Annotated in this window: 13 protein-coding genes; 8 read left to right on the top strand and 5 right to left on the bottom strand. The window is 66.1% G+C overall.

What is annotated here, in order from left to right:
- Positions 1–619: 619 nt before the first annotated feature.
- Both CKY51_RS04090 and CKY51_RS04095 read right to left on the bottom strand, forming a co-directional pair.
- Complete coding sequence (locus CKY51_RS04090) at positions 620–1417, bottom strand: OB-fold protein (protein ID WP_152248925.1); 798 nt, start codon at positions 1415–1417, stop codon at positions 620–622.
- Positions 1418–1704: 287 nt separating this feature from the next.
- Complete coding sequence (locus tag CKY51_RS04095; protein WP_022972660.1) at positions 1705–2961, bottom strand: 6-phosphofructokinase; 1257 nt, start codon at positions 2959–2961, stop codon at positions 1705–1707.
- A gap of 159 nt (positions 2962–3120) precedes the next feature.
- Between CKY51_RS04095 and CKY51_RS04100 the strand changes: the two genes are divergently transcribed.
- From CKY51_RS04100 to CKY51_RS04115, 4 genes are all read left to right on the top strand, one after another.
- A complete protein-coding gene (locus tag CKY51_RS04100) occupies positions 3121–3684 on the top strand; it encodes an adenylate kinase (RefSeq protein ID WP_152248926.1) in 564 nt (187 codons plus the stop codon).
- Between the two features lie 317 nt (positions 3685–4001).
- Positions 4002–5357 (top strand): UDP-N-acetylmuramate:L-alanyl-gamma-D-glutamyl-meso-diaminopimelate ligase, encoded by a 1356-nt coding sequence (mpl, locus tag CKY51_RS04105; protein ID WP_022972662.1) that lies wholly within the window; start codon positions 4002–4004, stop codon positions 5355–5357.
- An 11-nt stretch (positions 5358–5368) separates the two neighbouring features.
- A complete protein-coding gene (locus CKY51_RS04110; RefSeq protein WP_022972663.1) occupies positions 5369–5956 on the top strand; it encodes an LON peptidase substrate-binding domain-containing protein in 588 nt (195 codons plus the stop codon).
- Between the two features lie 187 nt (positions 5957–6143).
- On the top strand, positions 6144–7028 hold the full coding sequence (locus CKY51_RS04115; protein ID WP_022972664.1) for a bestrophin family protein: 885 nt from the start codon (positions 6144–6146) through the stop codon (positions 7026–7028).
- Between the two features lie 244 nt (positions 7029–7272).
- On the opposite strand, the gene CKY51_RS04120 is transcribed toward CKY51_RS04115, so the two are convergent.
- Positions 7273–9330 carry a bifunctional DedA family/phosphatase PAP2 family protein gene (locus tag CKY51_RS04120; protein ID WP_022972665.1) on the bottom strand — a complete coding sequence of 686 codons (2058 nt, stop codon included), beginning with the start codon at positions 9328–9330 and terminating at the stop codon, positions 7273–7275.
- Between the two features lie 148 nt (positions 9331–9478).
- Here CKY51_RS04120 and CKY51_RS04125 point away from each other — a divergent pair, with 148 nt between their 5' ends.
- Together CKY51_RS04125 and CKY51_RS04130 are read left to right on the top strand one after the other, a co-directional pair.
- Positions 9479–10138, top strand: coding sequence for a serine/threonine-protein kinase (locus CKY51_RS04125; RefSeq protein ID WP_022972666.1), 660 nt, complete (start codon positions 9479–9481; stop codon positions 10136–10138).
- 115 nt (positions 10139–10253) lie between these two features.
- Positions 10254–11069: an SDR family oxidoreductase gene (locus CKY51_RS04130; protein WP_022972667.1), complete on the top strand. Its 816-nt coding sequence runs from the start codon at positions 10254–10256 to the stop codon at positions 11067–11069.
- Positions 11070–11149: 80 nt separating this feature from the next.
- Here CKY51_RS04130 and CKY51_RS04135 read toward each other — a convergent pair whose 3' ends face one another.
- Positions 11150–12019 carry an ion transporter gene (locus CKY51_RS04135; RefSeq protein ID WP_022972668.1) on the bottom strand — a complete coding sequence of 290 codons (870 nt, stop codon included), beginning with the start codon at positions 12017–12019 and terminating at the stop codon, positions 11150–11152.
- A 72-nt stretch (positions 12020–12091) separates the two neighbouring features.
- Here CKY51_RS04135 and CKY51_RS04140 point away from each other — a divergent pair, with 72 nt between their 5' ends.
- On the top strand, positions 12092–13318 hold the full coding sequence (locus CKY51_RS04140; protein WP_022972669.1) for an acetylornithine transaminase: 1227 nt from the start codon (positions 12092–12094) through the stop codon (positions 13316–13318).
- 192 nt (positions 13319–13510) lie between these two features.
- Here CKY51_RS04140 and CKY51_RS04145 read toward each other — a convergent pair whose 3' ends face one another.
- Positions 13511–14128 carry an HAD-IA family hydrolase gene (locus tag CKY51_RS04145; protein ID WP_022972670.1) on the bottom strand — a complete coding sequence of 206 codons (618 nt, stop codon included), beginning with the start codon at positions 14126–14128 and terminating at the stop codon, positions 13511–13513.
- Positions 14129–14410: 282 nt separating this feature from the next.
- Here CKY51_RS04145 and CKY51_RS04150 point away from each other — a divergent pair, with 282 nt between their 5' ends.
- Positions 14411–16705 carry a TonB-dependent receptor gene (locus CKY51_RS04150; protein WP_152248927.1) on the top strand — a complete coding sequence of 765 codons (2295 nt, stop codon included), beginning with the start codon at positions 14411–14413 and terminating at the stop codon, positions 16703–16705.
- The last annotated feature ends 6 nt before the right edge of the window (positions 16706–16711 follow it).

Raw genomic sequence — 16711 nt, forward strand, 5'->3', positions numbered from 1 at the left:
GTTGTGTTAACACGCCCTAGAGCGTGTTATGCACTCTGAGGTGAGGGCGAAGCGTCCTGTGGCGCGTCAAGACAAGACGTGCGCCTTGCCCAAGCTGGCCGCCTGGGCAAGGCGCGCAACGCGGTATCGGCGCGCCGCAGGGCGCTTCCCGTAGGGTTGGCCGTCAGCGGCACGGAGCGTGCGCCGCGCCGCTTGCCTTGGTGCCAGGTGCCAGCCAAGCCGGCGCCACGCAGCACCCGCTCCGCACCGCTGACAGCCAACGCATCTCACCTCAACGTGCATAACACGCTCTAAGGCGATGCAGGCCATCGCCTGCAGACCTGGCTGCGATGGCGATGTCGCGACAGCCAAACCTGCGTCAAGCAAGGCTGGGCCTGCTTTGGGATCGTCAACGCATCATCGCGGATCCAATATCCATTTAGGCCGGGGAATCCCACGTGTCCACGCGTCCCCAGCTCAATGGCGTGGTCGCGTAAGTGCATGCTGGGCAAGCGACGCGGCCATGCAGGTTGCAAGGCACAAAAAGGCGCGCGGTCAGCGCCTTGCTGCATCTACAGGTGAACTGGCCTCGGGATGACGAGCCCCGGCGCGCCGGGGCTCGCTGAGTTGCGGTGCCGAATCAGTTGCCGCGGCAATCGCGCAACCACAGCACTTGCAGGATCTGATCGTAACGATCCACCACCCCGGTCAGCGTCACCTTTTCTCCCGGACGCAATGCGAGAGCATAGGCGGACTGGTTGGCGGCAAATGCGCAGGTGATGGCAACTGTCTCGAAGCGATTGTCGCTCTGGAGCACGTCGAAGCCGACGTTATAGGTGCCGCCGCTTTTCAATACGCCGGCTTGATTGAGCTTGCCAGTGATGCGATAGACCTTGTTGGCATAACGCGGCTCGATGGCGGCAGGGTTGTCCTTGTGCTGGTTGCGCAGCTGGAAGCCAAGCTTGTCGGCGCTGATGTCCACGGGAGCAGTGTCCAGCGTCTTCTTTGCGAATTGCTCGCCTGCTGCGCCGGGCTTGACCTGATTCAACAATTTGCACATTTCGGTGCGTGCGCTGTCGGCAGGCGCAATGGCACCCTTGTTGACCTTGACCAGCAGGTTGACCGTGCCGACGCCATCGACAGCACTTGCCGATACGATCATCGGAATCGGCTTGTGGGTCATGGTTTCCGGCTCTTCGATCAACATTGAGCCAGCGTCCGCGTCCTCGCTGAGGACATCCATTTTTGCCTGCTTGGCAATCACGTGCATCTGGCCGATTGCGCTGCGCACAGTCAGGCCTGGGTGGCTAACCGAGGCGGAGAAGGTGGTTCCAACAAAGGGGTTGCCCTTTTTCTGGAAACTGTCCTCGCAGGTTGCGGCAAGCGCGGGGGCCGAGGCTGCAAGTAGCAGCGCGGCACCAAGGTGACGAGCGTTCATGGTCAACATCCTTGATCAGAAAGGGGGCTGCGAAGGCTGTCGCGCGCCGTAAGCGGGCGTAGAGCCGCATCGATCGCAGCCCCTGGCATCCTTGCGGGCACGATTCTCTCAGTGGAACGCTTGCGCCGCAATCGGCGGATTCGCGGTAGCGAACAGAAGAGCGCGTATTGGTCGACTTCAGCGACTACGCTCGGTTGCGCAACGGGGGAACGTCGGTATGGATCGGTGCCGCCAAGTACGCTGGCGTCCCGGCAGCGATGCACTGCCGGGATGTCGCGTGAGGGTGCTCACCCCTCCCAGGTCGGCAACTTCTTCGCCACTGCGACGTTCTTCAGGCCGACATACTTCGGCAGGCCGTCGTTGCCGTAGACCAGCGGCGCTTCGCCCTTGATCAGTGGGGCGAAATAACGGCGGGCACGCTCGGTGATGCCGAAGCCATCCTTGCGCAGGAAGCTGGGTGGCATTTTCTTTTCGTGATTGGCCACCTTGTGCAGCGGGGCGGGCACGATCTTCCAGCGATAGGGAGCGTCGCTGACGCGTTCGATCACCGGGATCACCGCGTTCATGCCCTTGAGGGCGTATTGCACGGCGGCCTTGCCGACCGCCTGGGCCTGTTCCCAGTCGGTCTTGGAGGCCAGGTGGCGTGCGGAGCGTTGCAGGTAATCGGGCAGCGTCCAGTGCACCTTGTAGCCGAGTTCCTGTTTGACCTGCGCTGCGAGATACGAGGCCACGCCGCCGAGTTGCGCGTGGCCAAACGAGTCGGTCGCTCCGCCGGCATCGGCGACGAATTTGCCGTGTGCGTCCTGGATGCCTTCGCTGGCGACCACCACGCACCAGCCAACCTTCTCCACCACTTGCTTGACCTTGGTCAGGAACGCGGCCTGGTCGTAGGCCCGCTCCGGCAGCAGGATGATCTGCGGCGCGTCGTCCGGGCCTTGCCCGGCCAGGCCCGCCGCCGCGGCCAGCCAGCCGGCATGGCGGCCCATCGCTTCGTAGATGAAGACCTTGGTCGAGGTCTCGGCCATCGCCGCCACATCCAGCGCGGCTTCGCGGACCGACACCGCGGTGTACTTGGCCGCCGAACCGAATCCCGGACAGGTGTCGGTCACCGCCAGATCGTTGTCGATGGTCTTGGGGACGCCGATGCACTGGAGCGGGTAGCCGAAGGCCTCGGCCAGCTGCGAGACCTTCCAGGCCGTATCGGCCGAGTCGTTGCCGCCGTTGTAAAGGAACCAGCGCACGTCGTGGGCGCGCAGCACCTCCAGCAAGCGCTCGTACTTGGCGCGGTCCTGCTCCAGCGACTTGAGCTTGTAGCGACACGAGCCGAAGGCGCCACCCGGCGTCTGCGCTAGCGCGGCGATCGCCGCCGCCGATTCCTTGCTGGTGTCGATCAGCTCCTCGCGCAGCGCGCCGAGGATGCCATTGCGGGCGGCCAATACCTTGACCTTGCGCGCACGCGCTTCGCTGATCACACCAGCGGCGGTGGCGTTGATGACGGCGGTGACGCCGCCAGACTGCGCATATAGCAGGTTGCCTTTGGTCATAGCGGGACAGGCTCCTTGGAGTGAGACAGGGACGGGGACATTGCAGGGACATTCCCCGGATGCGGTAAGCTGGAAGGCCATGCGGTCACCATGGCAGCGATAGCCCGAGTCTAACGCCGCCAGCCGCAACGCGTTTTTATTCGATAGTGGAGTCCACTGATGCGATTGGTTCTGTTGGGACCGCCCGGTTCGGGCAAGGGCACCCAGGCGGCACGGCTCAAAGACAAGTTCCAGATCCCGCACATTTCCACCGGCGACCTGCTGCGCGCCGAGGTGGCGGCAGGTACGCCGCTGGGCTTGCAGGCCAAGGAAGTGATGGCGCGCGGCGATCTGGTGTCCGACGACATCCTGCTCGGCATGCTGGAGTCGCGGCTCGGTCAGGCCGATGTCGGCAAGGGGTTCATCCTCGACGGCTATCCGCGCAACGTGGCCCAGGCCAATGCGCTGGACGGGCTGCTGGAGAAGATCGGCCAGCCGCTGGATGCAGTGGTGCAGTTGGACGTCGCCAACGAACTGCTGGTGGAGCGCATTGCCGGTCGCGCCAAGGCCGAGGGACGCGAAGACGACAATCCCGAGTCGGTCCGCAAGCGCTTGCAGGTCTATACCGATTCCACCGCTCCGGTGATCGGCTTCTACGAACAGCGCGGCAAGCTCGCGCGCGTGGACGGCGTCGGCACGCTGGACGAAGTGCTCGACCGTATCAGCCAGGCACTGGGCCGCTGAGCGAAGGAGGCCGGGCGTGCCGCCCGGCCTTGTCACGGACGCCGGACAAGAAAAACCCCGGGCGGACAGGCCGACCGGGGCGGAATGACGCCAGTAATGAGCTTGCTCAAAGCTCCGACAGCATGAGCTCCCTGGGGATTTGGCCTCTTGGGGAGTAGGACCAAAGGGGTGCTGCGACTGGCGTTCAGCATGGTGATGGATGTGATGGAGTTCGCATATCGGGAATTTCCCGACAGTGGGGTAGGTGTTCCCCGACATCGCCGTGACGACGTCGGCGCCAATGCCCAGCAACTGCGACGATCGGCGACAATGTGCGCATGAGCAAACTCCACATCCTCGGCATCGCCGGGACCTTCATGGGCGGTGTTGCCGCCCTCGCACGCGAACTGGGCTGGCAGGTGGAAGGCAGCGACCAGGCGATCTACCCACCGATGTCGACCCAGCTGGAACGCCTGGGCATCACGCTCGCCCAAGGCTATGCAGCCGAGCATGTGTCCGCCGATGCGGAAGTGGTCATCGGCAACGCGCTCTCGCGCGGCAATCCGGCGGTCGAGGCCGTTCTGGATGCCGGCCGCAGTTACACCTCCGGGGCGCAGTGGTTGGCCGAGCGGGTGCTGCCGGGGCGCGATGTGCTGGCCGTGGCCGGCACGCATGGCAAGACCACCACCAGCAGCATCCTGAGCTACCTGCTGGAGGCCGCCGGCCAGGCACCGGGCTTTCTGATCGGCGGCGTCGCCGAGGATTTTGGCGTCTCGGCGCGTGTGGGGCACGGGCGCGCCTTCGTGGTGGAGGCCGACGAGTACGACACCGCGTTTTTCGACAAGCGCAGCAAGTTCGTCCACTACCGGCCGCTGATCGCCATCCTCAACAATCTCGAATACGACCACGCCGATATCTTCCCCGACGTGGCGGCGATCCAGCGTCAGTTCCACCATCTTGTCCGCACGGTGCCGGGGCGAGGGCGGCTGATCGTCAATGGCGAGGATGCCCACCTGGCCGACGTGCTGGCGATGGGCTGTTGGACGCCGGTGGAGCGCTTCGGCTTCGATCCTGGATTGGACTGGAGCGCGCAGTTGATCGCTGCCGATGGCAGCGCGTTCGCGGTGCTGCGCCATGGTGTCGAGATCGGCCGGGTGCAATGGCCTCTGGTCGGCCGTCACAACGTCCTCAACGCCCTGGCAGCGCTTGCGGCGGTGCAGGCGATCGACGTGGATCCGGCCACGGTGATGCCGGCGCTGGCACGCTTCCAGAGCGTCAAACGGCGGCTGGAGGTGCTCGGCCAGCGCAATGGCATCACCGTCTACGACGACTTCGCCCACCATCCCACCGCGATCGCCACGACCTTGCAGGGCCTGCGCGCCAAGGTCGGCGATGCGCGTGTGCTGGTGGCGATGGAGCCGCGCAGCAATTCGATGCGTTTGGGCGCGCACGCGCAGGCGTTGGCGCCCTCGCTGCAGGATGCCGACGCGGTGGTGTTCCTGCATCGCCCGGAGCTGGCGTGGGACGCAGCGCCGATCGTGGCGCAGGTGCGTGGCCAGGCGCAGGTCGTGCGTGATGTCGATGCGTTGCTGCATGCGCTGGGCGAGCTCGCGCGTCCAGGCGACCATGTGGTCTTCATGTCCAATGGCGGCTTCGACGCCGCGCCGCGCCGCTTCCTGGCGCAGTTGGCCTGACGGTGCGCGATATGCACGACGACGCCACGACCGGCACGTTGCCGTTGTTTCCCCTGCACAGCGTGCTGCTGCCGGGTGCGGCGCTGGGCTTGCGGGTGTTCGAACGGCGCTACCTGGACCTGGTGCGCGAATGCGGGCGCCAGGGCACCAGCTTCGGCGTCTGCCTGATCCTGGATGGGAACGAAGTCGGCGCACCAGCGGTGCCGGCGGCCTATGGCACCGAGGTGCGGATCGAGGACTTCGACGTCGGCGCCGATGGCGTGCTGGTGCTGCGCCTGCGCGGTACGCGGCGGTTCCATGTGCAGCGCTCGCGCGTGCGTGACAACGGCTTGGTGGTCGGCGAGGTCGAATGGTGCGAACCGGACAGCGACGATGAGCTGCGTCCGCAGCACGCGTTGTTGGCCACCGTGCTCGAACGCATGCTCGAGCAGGTCGGCGGCGAGTTCCTGTCCGCCGGTCCGGCCTTGCTGGACCAGGCAGCTTGGGTGGGGTGGCGGCTGGCAGAGCTGTTGCCGTTGACCGAGCGGCAGCGCCTATCGCTGCTGCAACGCGACGACCCGCATCGACGCCTGGACCAACTGTTGGCATGGATGCCCTAGGGCGTGTTACGCACGTTGAGATGAGATGCGTCACCTCACAGGACATAACACGCTCTAGCGCGCCACGCATCGGGCTCCTCACCGCTCTTGCACCGCCGTCACTGCAGACTCGGGCACGTTTGAGTGCGCCTGGGCGCCGCGCCGCGGTGCGCATGTCCGATCCTGTCAGCCACTGCGGAGCCACGCCTTGATCATCGATGTGAAGCCGCGCGTTGCCGACATCGTTCGCGAGGCGTGGCCAACGCTGGCGGTCTTGTTCGTGTGGGACGTGTTGATCACCATCGTCTATTACGTGCTGCCGTTTCGCGCGCCAGCGCTGCCGTTGACGATCTTTGGTTCGGCATTGGCGCTGTTCCTGGGCTTTCGCGCAAATTCCACTTACCAGCGCTGGTGGGAAGGGCGCGTGCTGTGGGGACAGATGATCAATGCCTCGCGCAACCTGGTGCGGCTGGCGGCGACGCTGCTCGACACGCCGGAGAGTGGCGCGAGTGGACGAGCGATCGCGCTGCGCCAGATCGCCTACGTCAACACCTTGCGATGCCAGTTACGGCGTCTGCCGATCGCCATGGCGCTGGAGTCACGGGTGGATCCTGGCGAGGCCGCAGCGGTGATGACGCGCAGCAATGTCGCCAACGGACTGCTCGACACTACCGGTCGCGACATCGAACAAGCGCGGCGCCGTGGCTGGATCGACAGCATCCAGCAAGCCAGCGTCGAGCGCGTGCTGGTCGACATGGCCAACGCACAAGGGGGAATGGAGCGGCTGAAGAATACGCCGCTGCCGTATCAGTATCGGTTCTATCCCAACCTGTTCACCCGGCTGTTCTGCGTGCTGTTGCCGATCGGCTTGGTGGAGACGCTGCAGTACGCCACCCCGGTCGGCTCCACCATCGCCGGATTGATGTTCCTGGCCGTGCTGGCGATCGGTGACGAGTTGGCCGATCCCTTCGCCAACCGTCTCCACGACCTGCCACTGGATGCGATGTGCCGCACGGTGGAAATCGATGCGCTGCAGGCCATCGGCGAGCCGGCGCCTGAGCCGGCGCAGCCGGTGGATGGGGTGTTGTGGTGATCCGGCGTCAGCCGTCGAAAAATGCGAGCGCATGCGCGTGTCGCTCGGTGACGGCTCTCTCGCCGTCATTGAGCCTTGTGGGTGAACCGAGATGGTCTCTGCGCGGCGTGTGCGCAGCGAAGCCATCCGCGCGTGAGTTGCGGCCATCTGCTTCGCCCGTGCGCGACGCCAGTGCATGCGGTGGAAAGCGCCCGTGGTGCCGGCGCGGCGACGGCTGGCACCGCACCCGCCTCCGGCGCTGATATCAAGGTTGCGGCGCTGGCGGCGCGTCGACCGTCGGTGCTGCCGGAGTGGCAGCGGCGCGGTCGGGCAGGGCGGTGCTGTCGATCAGTATCACCGGGATCTGCGAGCGTCGCCGTTGTTCCTGCCGATACGGCAGCGGGCCCAGCGCTTCGCGCAGCGCGGTCAATGCCGGGTCCACTCCGCGCAGCGGGTACCACAGGCCGACCAGGTTGAAATGTCGGCTGTAGCGCAGGGTCTGGGTGCTGCCCACCCAAAGCGGCCGGTCGCCGGGTTCGAGTCGGGCGGCCGCTGGCCACAGTCGCAGCACATGGACATGACCTGGCGTGGCCGGACGCACCATCAGCAAGGCTTCGACCTGGGTGTCCAGGGTCGCCGGCAGGATCGGCACATCCTCGGGACGATCGCTGACATCGAGCAGGTGCAGTGCCTGTTCCCAGCCGGCCTGCTGCTGGACGCGCCAGCCGCGTGCCTCCAATTGCCGCTGCAGCGGTCCCAGCGGACCGGCCAGTTGCACATCCAGCGGCCAGCGCTGATCGTCATCGAATTCGTTGCGACGCGCCGGCAGGCCGCGCCATTGGCCATTCCACCAGGCCTGGGTCTGCAGCGTCATCGGCAGCGGCGGCGGCGGCTCGAATTTGGTCAGTTTGGCGTCCAGGTGGCGTGGCGCCAGACTGATCGCGCAGACCATGAACACCCCGTAGAAGATCCAGGACACCGGCTTGACCCAGAACGCACGGGTGGCGCGGCGGCGATAGGCGATCCCCAGCACCAGCAGCCAGAAGATGCCGAACAGCATCCCGCCGACCACATCGCTCAGCCAGTGCGCACCCAGGTAGAGGCGGGCAAAGCCGATCAGCGAGACGATCGCACCGCTGACCAGATAGGGCCACACGCGTCGACGTCCCGGCAATTCGCGGGCGATCAACAGCGCGAAGAAGCCGAAGCCGATCGTCGCCATCGTGACCGCCACCGATGGGAAACCGAAGCCACGACTGGCCGCCGGCGGACGTACCACGTGCACGGTGGCACCCAGCAGCTCGGTCAGCGCCAGCCCGAACGCCAGGGCGATCACCCAGTGACTCACCGCCATCCAGCGCCGGCGCCAGGCCAGGTAGCCCATGGCGGCGGCAATCGGTGGCAGCAATACCTGCCAGTCGCCCAGCGAGGCCAGCGCCAGCATGGGATAGTCGGCCAGCGGGTTGCGTAGCGCCAGCATCAGGTCGTGGATCGCCAGGTCGATGCGCAGCGGTTCGCCGTGGGCCAGTACCACCATCAGCAGCACGAACCAGCCCCAACCCAGCAGCAACAGCATCAGCGCGATCATCGCCAGCGGCACCGATTCGCGACGGCGCGGGTCGAACACGCTCACCGACCAATTGCCCAGCACCGGGTGCCGATGCGACCAATCGAGCAAGCGTGCCAGCAGTGCGTCCAGGTGACCGGCCGACCAGCGATAGGAATACAGCACCAACGCCCAGGCGGCACCGATCACCGCCGCCAACAGGCCGACCACCACGAACAAACGCCCGGCTACCGCGGCCACCGCATCGTAGGCCGTCCCGAGGACCCAGCCGGGCACCAGGAACAGCAGTGCCCAGGAAATGCAGGCCAGGCCGCTGGCCACGAGGTAGCGCTTGAACGGCATCCCCGCCATGCCGGCGATGGCCGGCACGAACGGGCGCACTGCGCCGACATAGCGGGCGATCAGGATGCTTTTGAAGGCATTGCGGCGGAACAACAGTTCGCCGCGCTCCAGCAATTGCGGGTAGCGGCGGAACGGCCAATAGGTATGCAGTTGATGGCCCCAGCGGTGCCCGATCCAGAAGCTGAGCGCGTCGCCGACAAACGCGCCGAGCGTGGCGCAGGCCACCGCATACGGGCCATTGATCTGGCCAAGGCCGATCAGCACGCCGATGGCGAACAGCAGCGGTAATGCAGGCACCAGCGCGCCCAGCACGATCACCGCATCGCAGAATGCGACGGCAAAAATCACCACGCCGGCCAACGCGGGGTGGTGTCCGATCCACTCCAGCGTGGCGTCGATCCATGATGAGTCCATGGCGCGATTATAGGTGCCCAGGCCTGAGCTTGGCCGTACGCTGCTCACCGCAGCCGCCTGGCTTCACCTGCGGTTGCAGGATGCGTTGACGCCCCATCGTGCTGCGGCGCGAGCAAGCTCTACGATGCGCGTCCGCCTACAATGTGGCATGAGTTCCGATCCTGCCGGCGCCTTGCCCCTCAAGTCCGATACCTTCGGACGCATCCTGCTGGTCCGCGAGGCGGACGCGATCTATGTCCGTCGCGACCTGCAGGCGGCGCCCTGGGTGTTGCGTGGGCTGGCATGGTGGCTGGCGCGGCGCGAAGCGCTGGCCTTGCGCCAGCTCGACGGCTTGGCGCATACCCCGCGCTTGCTGCATTGGGATGGCCGTCGGCTGGATCGCAGCTACCTCGCCGGTGCGGCGATGTACCAACGTCCGCCACGGGGAGATCTGGCCTATTTCCGCGGGGCGCGTCGCCTGCTGCAACAGCTGCATCGTCGTGGCGTGGTGCACAACGATCTGGCCAAGGAGGCCAACTGGTTGGTGCAGGACGATGGCACACCGGGATTGATCGATTTCCAGCTCGCGATGCGCGGACCTCCGCGCGCGCGCTGGATGCGGCTGCTCGCCCGCGAAGACCTGCGGCATCTGCTCAAGCACAAGCGCATGTACTGTCCGCAGGCGTTGACGCCGGTGGAGCGCCGCGTGCTGCGGCGCCGCTCATGGGTGCGCGAGCTGTGGTTCGCCACCGGCAAGCCGGTGTATCGCTTCGTCACTCGCCGCGTGCTGCACTGGGAAGACAACGAGGGACAGGGGCCGAAACCATGAGGTGTGCGGCGTCGGCATTGCAGCGTGACCGATGGCGTCTGCGCTGGTCTGACGCTCGCGCGCATGCACCTTTGCCAACCTGTAAGCGTTTGCCAATCCCCGAACGGTCAATCCCATGACGCTGAGAGGCAAGACGCTCTTCATCACCGGCGCCTCGCGCGGTATCGGCCTGGCGATCGCGCTGCGTGCCGCACGTGATGGCGCCAATGTCGCCATCGCCGCCAAGTCGGCGGTCGCCAACCCCAAGCTGCCCGGCACCATTCACAGTGCGGCCGCGGCGGTGGTCGCGGCGGGCGGACAGGCGTTGGCGCTGAAGTGCGACATCCGCGAGCAGGCGCAGGTGCAGGCCGCGGTCGCCGCAACCGTCGACGCCTTCGGCGGCGTCGATATCCTGGTCAACAATGCCAGCGCGATCTGGCTGCGCGGCACGCTGGACACGCCGATGAAGCGCTTCGACCTGATGCAACAGGTCAATGCGCGCGGCAGCTTCCTGTGCGCCCAGGCTTGCCTGCCGCAGCTGCTGCGCGCGCCCAATCCACACATCCTCAGCCTGGCGCCACCGCCGTCGTTGAACCCGGCGTGGTGGGGGCCGCATACCGGGTACACCCTGGCCAAGATGGGGATGAGTCTGGTCACGCTGGGGTTGGCAGCCGAGTTCGGCCCGCAGGGCGTGGCCGTCAACGCGCTGTGGCCACGCACGGTGATCGCCACCGCAGCGATCAATATGCTGCCAGGCGTGGACGCGGCGCGCTGCCGGCGGCCGGAGATCGTCGCCGACGCCGCACATGCGTTGCTCACGCGGCCTGCAGCGGGATTCCATGGGCAATTCCTGCTCGACGAAGACGTGCTGGCGCAGCAAGGCATTACCGATCTGCAGCGCTATGCAGTCGATCCGAGCCAGCCCTTGCTGCCGGATCTGTTCCTCGACTGAGCGCACTGGCAACGCCGGCAGCGGCGTGGACGTGGCGGGGCCAGGCGTGCCGATCGATGCCGTGAGTGCGGCGCGCCCGCTCAACCGATGAGCGGCGCGGCGCAGCGGCGGCAGTAACGTGCGTCGGCCTGATGATCGGGTAACCCACACCGGCCGCAATCGCGTTGCAGGTCTGTGCCGGGTGTTGGCGTGGACGCATCGCGGCGCAGGCTGCTGGCCAGCTCGGCGGTATAGATGCCGGTGGGCACGGCGATGATGCTGTAGCCGATCAGGATCAGCGCCGAGGTCACGAAGCGGCCGAGCGTCGTCTGCGGCACCAGGTCGCCGAAGCCGACCGTGGCCATGGTGACAATGGCCCAGTACATGCTGGTCGGAATGCTGGTGAAGCCGTGTTGCGGGCCTTCGATCACGTACATGCTGGCACCGGCGATCACGGTGATGGTCAGCACGGTGAACAGGAAGACCAACACCTTGCGTCGGCTGCGCCAGAGCGCATCCAGCAACTGGCCGCTCTCCTGCACATAGCGGGTGAGCTTGAGAATGCGGAACAACCGCAGCAGACGCAGTACCCGCACCACCAGCAGGGTCTGCGCGCCGGGGACGAAGAAGGACAGGTAACTGGGCAGGATGGACAGCAGGTCGATCACGCCCCAGATGCTCAGCGTGTAGTGCAGCGGGCGACGCACCACCGCCAGCCGCAGCAGGTATTCCAGCGTGAACAGTGCGGTGAAGGCCCATTCCAGTGGCACCAGCCAACTCGCCGAGTGCGCGTGCAGGCGCGGCACGCTGTCGAGCATGACCACCACCACGCTGGCCAGGATGGCCACCACCAGCAGGAGGTCGAAGTTGCGCGAGGGGCGGGTGTCGTGCCGGTAGATGACATCGAACCAGTGCCGGCGCCAGCCGCCCTCGGTCGCGGGCGTCAACGGGGGATCGGAGAGCGGTCGCATCCTTCCATTGTGCCGCAGGCCGGCGAATGGGCGAGAATGCACAGCCTCCCTCCGCTTCCGTGACGCACGCCCATGAGCACCGCCGCCGATTCGCCCCTGTCCCTGGCGCATTACTACCTGCCGGTCTATCGCCCGCGCCAGGTGGTGCTGGAGCGCGGCCAGGGCAGCCGCGTCTGGGACGAGACGGGGCGCGAGTATCTCGATCTGTCCGCTGGCATCGCGGTCAGCGGGCTCGGCCATAACGATCCCGATCTGGTCGCGGCCTTGGTCGAACAGGGCGGCAAGCTGTGGCATACCAGCAATGTGTTCTACAGCGCGCCGCCGTTGCGCCTGGCCGAGGAATTGGTGGTCGCCTCGCGCTTTGCGCAAAAGGTGTTCCTGTGCAACTCCGGGACCGAAGCCAATGAAGCGGCCATCAAGCTGGTGCGCAAGTGGGCCAGCGGGCAGGGGCGTGCTGTCGACCGCCGCGTCATCGTCACCTTCCGCGGCAGCTTCCACGGGCGCACGCTGGCCTCGGTGACCGCCACTGCCCAGCCGAAATACCAGGAAGGTTACGAGCCGCTGCCAGGCGGTTTCCGCTACGTGGATTTCAACGATGTGGCGGCGCTGGGAGCGGCGATGGCGGACGGTGACGTGGCGGCGGTCATGCTGGAGCCGATTCAGGGCGAGGGCGGGGTGATGCCGGCCGCGCCGGGGTTCCTGGCCCACGTGCGCGCGCTATGCGACCGCCACGACGCCTTGCTGGTGCTGGACGAGATCCAGTGCGGCATGGGCCGCACCGGCAGCCTGTTCGCGCACTGGCAGGACCAGGTGACGCCGGACATCGTCACCCTGGCCAAGGCCTTGGGCGGCGGCTTTCCGATCGGCGCGATGCTGGCCGGCCCCAAGGTGGCCGAGACCATGCAGTTCGGTGCGCATGGCACGACCTTCGGCGGCAATCCACTGGCCGCGGCGGTGGCACGTGTCGCCTTGCGCAAGTTGGCCTCGCCGCAGATCGCCGATAACGTGCAGCGTCAATCGGCCGCATTGCGCGCCGGTCTGGAGGCGCTCAATGCCGAGTTCGGCCTGTTCGCGCAGATTCGCGGACGCGGCCTGATGCTGGGCGCGGTGCTGGCACCAGCGCATGCCGGGCAGGCGGGCACCTTGCTCGACCTGGCCGCCGGCCATGGCTTGTTGCTGCTGCAGGCCGGGCCGGACGTGCTGCGTTTCGTGCCAGCACTGAACCTCACCGACGCCGAGCTGTCCGACGGCCTGGCACGATTGCGGCTGGCGCTGGCGGCCTACGTGGCGCAGCACTGACGGGTCACCCCAAACAGTACGATCACCGCGCGTTGCCGGTGGCATGCCGGCGAACCCTGCGGGAAGCGTCCAGTGGCGCGCCCAGACCGCGTTGCGCCCCTTGCTCAGCCGGCCAGCCTGGGCTACAGCGCACGCCTTGTCTCGACGCGCCACTGGACTGCTTCGCACTCAGCTCAACGTACATAACACGCTCTAGGCCAGTGCGTAGCGTTTCAGGACGCGACGGAATCCACGCGCATCGCGGATGGTCTCTGCATGCAGACCGGCGGCACGCGCGCCACGCACATTGACGAACACGTCGTCGACGAACAGCGTCTGCGCGGCGCCTGCCTGCAACTGCGCCAGGGCGCGCGTATAGACCTGTGCGTCCGGCTTGCGGCCACCTAGCGCACCGCTGCACAGCACCCGCCCGCAGAGCAGCGGAAACAGCGAAGGCACGATCTGCGAGATCGCCTCGGCCATCAGTGGCCCGTTATTGGTGAGCACGCCGATGGCGGTATGCGTGGAGACGGCCTGCACCTGCGCTACCACCGCCGCATCGGCGCGACACGCCGCGACACGCGCGGCCACCCACATGGCACGGTCGATCGTCGCACCCAGCGCCGCACTCAGGCGCGCCAGATATGCTTCGGTGTCGATCTCGCCAGCGTCATAGCTGCGCTCCAATCCCTGGACGAACAAGACCTCGTGGACACGTGCCGGTGTGCAACCGGTGGCCGCGGCGAGGGCGGCAATGCGGCGTGGTCGCGAATAAAGCGCCAGCACGCCATCGAAGTCGAGCAGCAATAGCGAAGGACGGGCAAGCGGCATGAATGGCCTCCAAGGCAATGCGCCAGCCTCGTCGATCCACACGCTTGCGTGCAAGCCGATGCGGGTCCTTCAACGCAGCGCGGGCGCGGACGGGTAGGCAGACGTGGCCGTCCCTGAGGTGAATGCGCGCGCCACCTACCCACCCATCTGCAGCCTACCCGCCGGTCGTGCTCTGCAGGACGCAGCGGCTGGCTATGGTCGCGTCGTACCGCAGTCGCCGTGCCGACCGGGCTGGGAGCCCCGGTGAATTGGCACGCCCAGTCCATCCAAGGGGTTGATCGCATGCGCAAACGCTCGAAAAACGACCATCTGGCGACGTCCATCGTTGCCGCGCTCAGCTTTGCTGCCAGGCGCCCGGTAGTAGCGTCGTCCGTTCTGCTACTGGCGGGTACGCCCACCGCGCCGTTGCTGGCCCAGGAGGCGCGCACGCTGGATGCAGTCAGCGTGGTGGGCACTGGCTCGACCCGCACCACGGCAGCGATCTCCAATGACGAAATCCAGGCACAGGTGCCTGGTGTGGCGCCGCAACAGCTGCTGGCCAGCCTGCCTGGCGTCAACGTGCAGACCACCGATCCGTTCGGTTTGTACGAATTCGGCGATGCGATGACCATCCGCGGATTTTCCGCCAATCAGATCGGCGTCACGCTGGATGGCATTCCAATCGAAACCTTCGACACCCGCGAAGGTGGGCCGATCACCCGCTATGTTTCCAGCGAGAACTTGCTGGACGTGACGGTCTCTGCGGGCTCCGGCGATGTGACCCAGCCGTCCTATCACGCGCTGGGCGGTGCGATCCGCTACACCAGCCTGCCGCCCAAGGGGGGCGACAGTTGGAGCGGCAACCTCACTCAGACCGTTGGCTCGGACGATCTGGTGCGCAGCTTCGTGCGGCTGGATACCCCGCAGTGGTGGGAGGGAGGGCCGAGCGCGTATGTGTCGGCGTCGCGCACGCAGGGTGGGGTGTGGGACATGCCACCGGCCACGCAGAAGAGCGATCACTTTGAAACCAAGATTCGGCAGTCCTGGGATGTCGGCAGCCTGACCCTCGGCTGGATCTACAACAACCGCAAGGATTACGACGTGCAGTCGTACAACGCCGATGGATCGGTGGCGTGGAAACTGCACGAACGCCTCACCGGCAATCCGGAGGTGGATGCCGAGCATTACAGCGAGTGGCAGAACGGGCGGCGCGATTCGCTACTGAGCCTGCATGGCGATTTCCTGTTCAACGACACGATTGGCGTGCGCTTCACCGGCTACCACGAGAACAAGCACGGTTACGGAATTGGCGGGACGCCGCCGAGTACCGCAACGGCGCTGTACAACGAGGCCATCGCCGGTACGCCTGGGCGGGCCGATATCGCGATCGACGATCCGCAGATCGTCGATGCCAACGGCACTGTGGTGCGGGTCGGCGCCATGACCCGGCGCGAGGAAATCATGGGCGGCGACCGCTATGGCGCGACCACGGCGGTGTCCTGGCAGACCGAGCGCAACACGCTGGAGGTAGGAGGGTGGTATGAGCACTACGACTTCGACCAGGTGCGCCCGCTGTACAACCTGGATCCGGCCACAGGTGCGTTGCTCAAGTACGAACGGCCGATCGTCATCTACTACGACAACCACTTTTCCACCGAGGTCAAACAGCTGTATCTCAAGGACACCCTGCGCCTGCTCGAGGACCGTTTGACGTTGGAGTTCGGCGCCAAGGGGCTGGACGTCAAGCGCGACTACAACGGCATCGCCAACCTGGACGACTTCAATCGCGACGTGCGCCGCGATGTGACCATCAAGAACAGCGACTGGTTCCAGCCACAGGTCGGTGCCAGTCTGCAGTTGGGCGAGGGCGTGCAGATGTTTGCTAACTATGCAGAGAATTTCAGCTCCGCGCCGCGATTGGCATTGACGTCGGGCGCCTTCAATCCCGATATCGCGCCGGAAGAGTCGACCAATATCGACATCGGCATCCGCGCCGAATCCAGTCGCTGGAGTGGTTATGTCGCCGCTTACCGTATCGACTACGAACACCGGATCATCGCCTTGACCGATCCGGATCCGTTGGTGGTGGCGCCCACCGTCTATGCCAATGTCGGCGACGTGCAGACCGAGGGCGTGGAAGTGTCGGGGATGTGGAAGCCAGCGCCGGGCTGGCGCCTGGGTGCCTCGCTGACCTGGAACGACTCCACCTTTCAAGACAACTACTTCGGCCCGGTCAGCGGCAGCCTGGTGCAGGTCAAGGGCAACCAGGTGCCGGATACACCCAAGGTGCTGGTCAGCCTCAATGGCGGGTGGGAAGGCGAGCATCTGTTCGTCAATCTCGATACCAAGTACACCGGCAAGCGCTACGGCGATACCCGTAACACCGAACGCGTCGATGCCACCTTCCTGGTCAATGGCAGCATCGGCTACCAGGGCGGCGAGAGCGGGCCGCTTGCGCGCGGCCGGTTGCAATTGTCGGTCTACAACCTGTTCGACAAGGACGACGCGATCGGTGCGGTGTTTCCGAACGAGAGTTCCGGCTCGTATCAGTTGGTCGCACCCCGCCAGCTGTTTGCCAGCTTGTCGTATCGCTTCTGATCGCGG

Origin of the sequence: Xanthomonas maliensis (genome assembly GCF_009192945.1) — a bacterium.
Lineage (GTDB): Bacteria > Pseudomonadota > Gammaproteobacteria > Xanthomonadales > Xanthomonadaceae > Xanthomonas > Xanthomonas maliensis.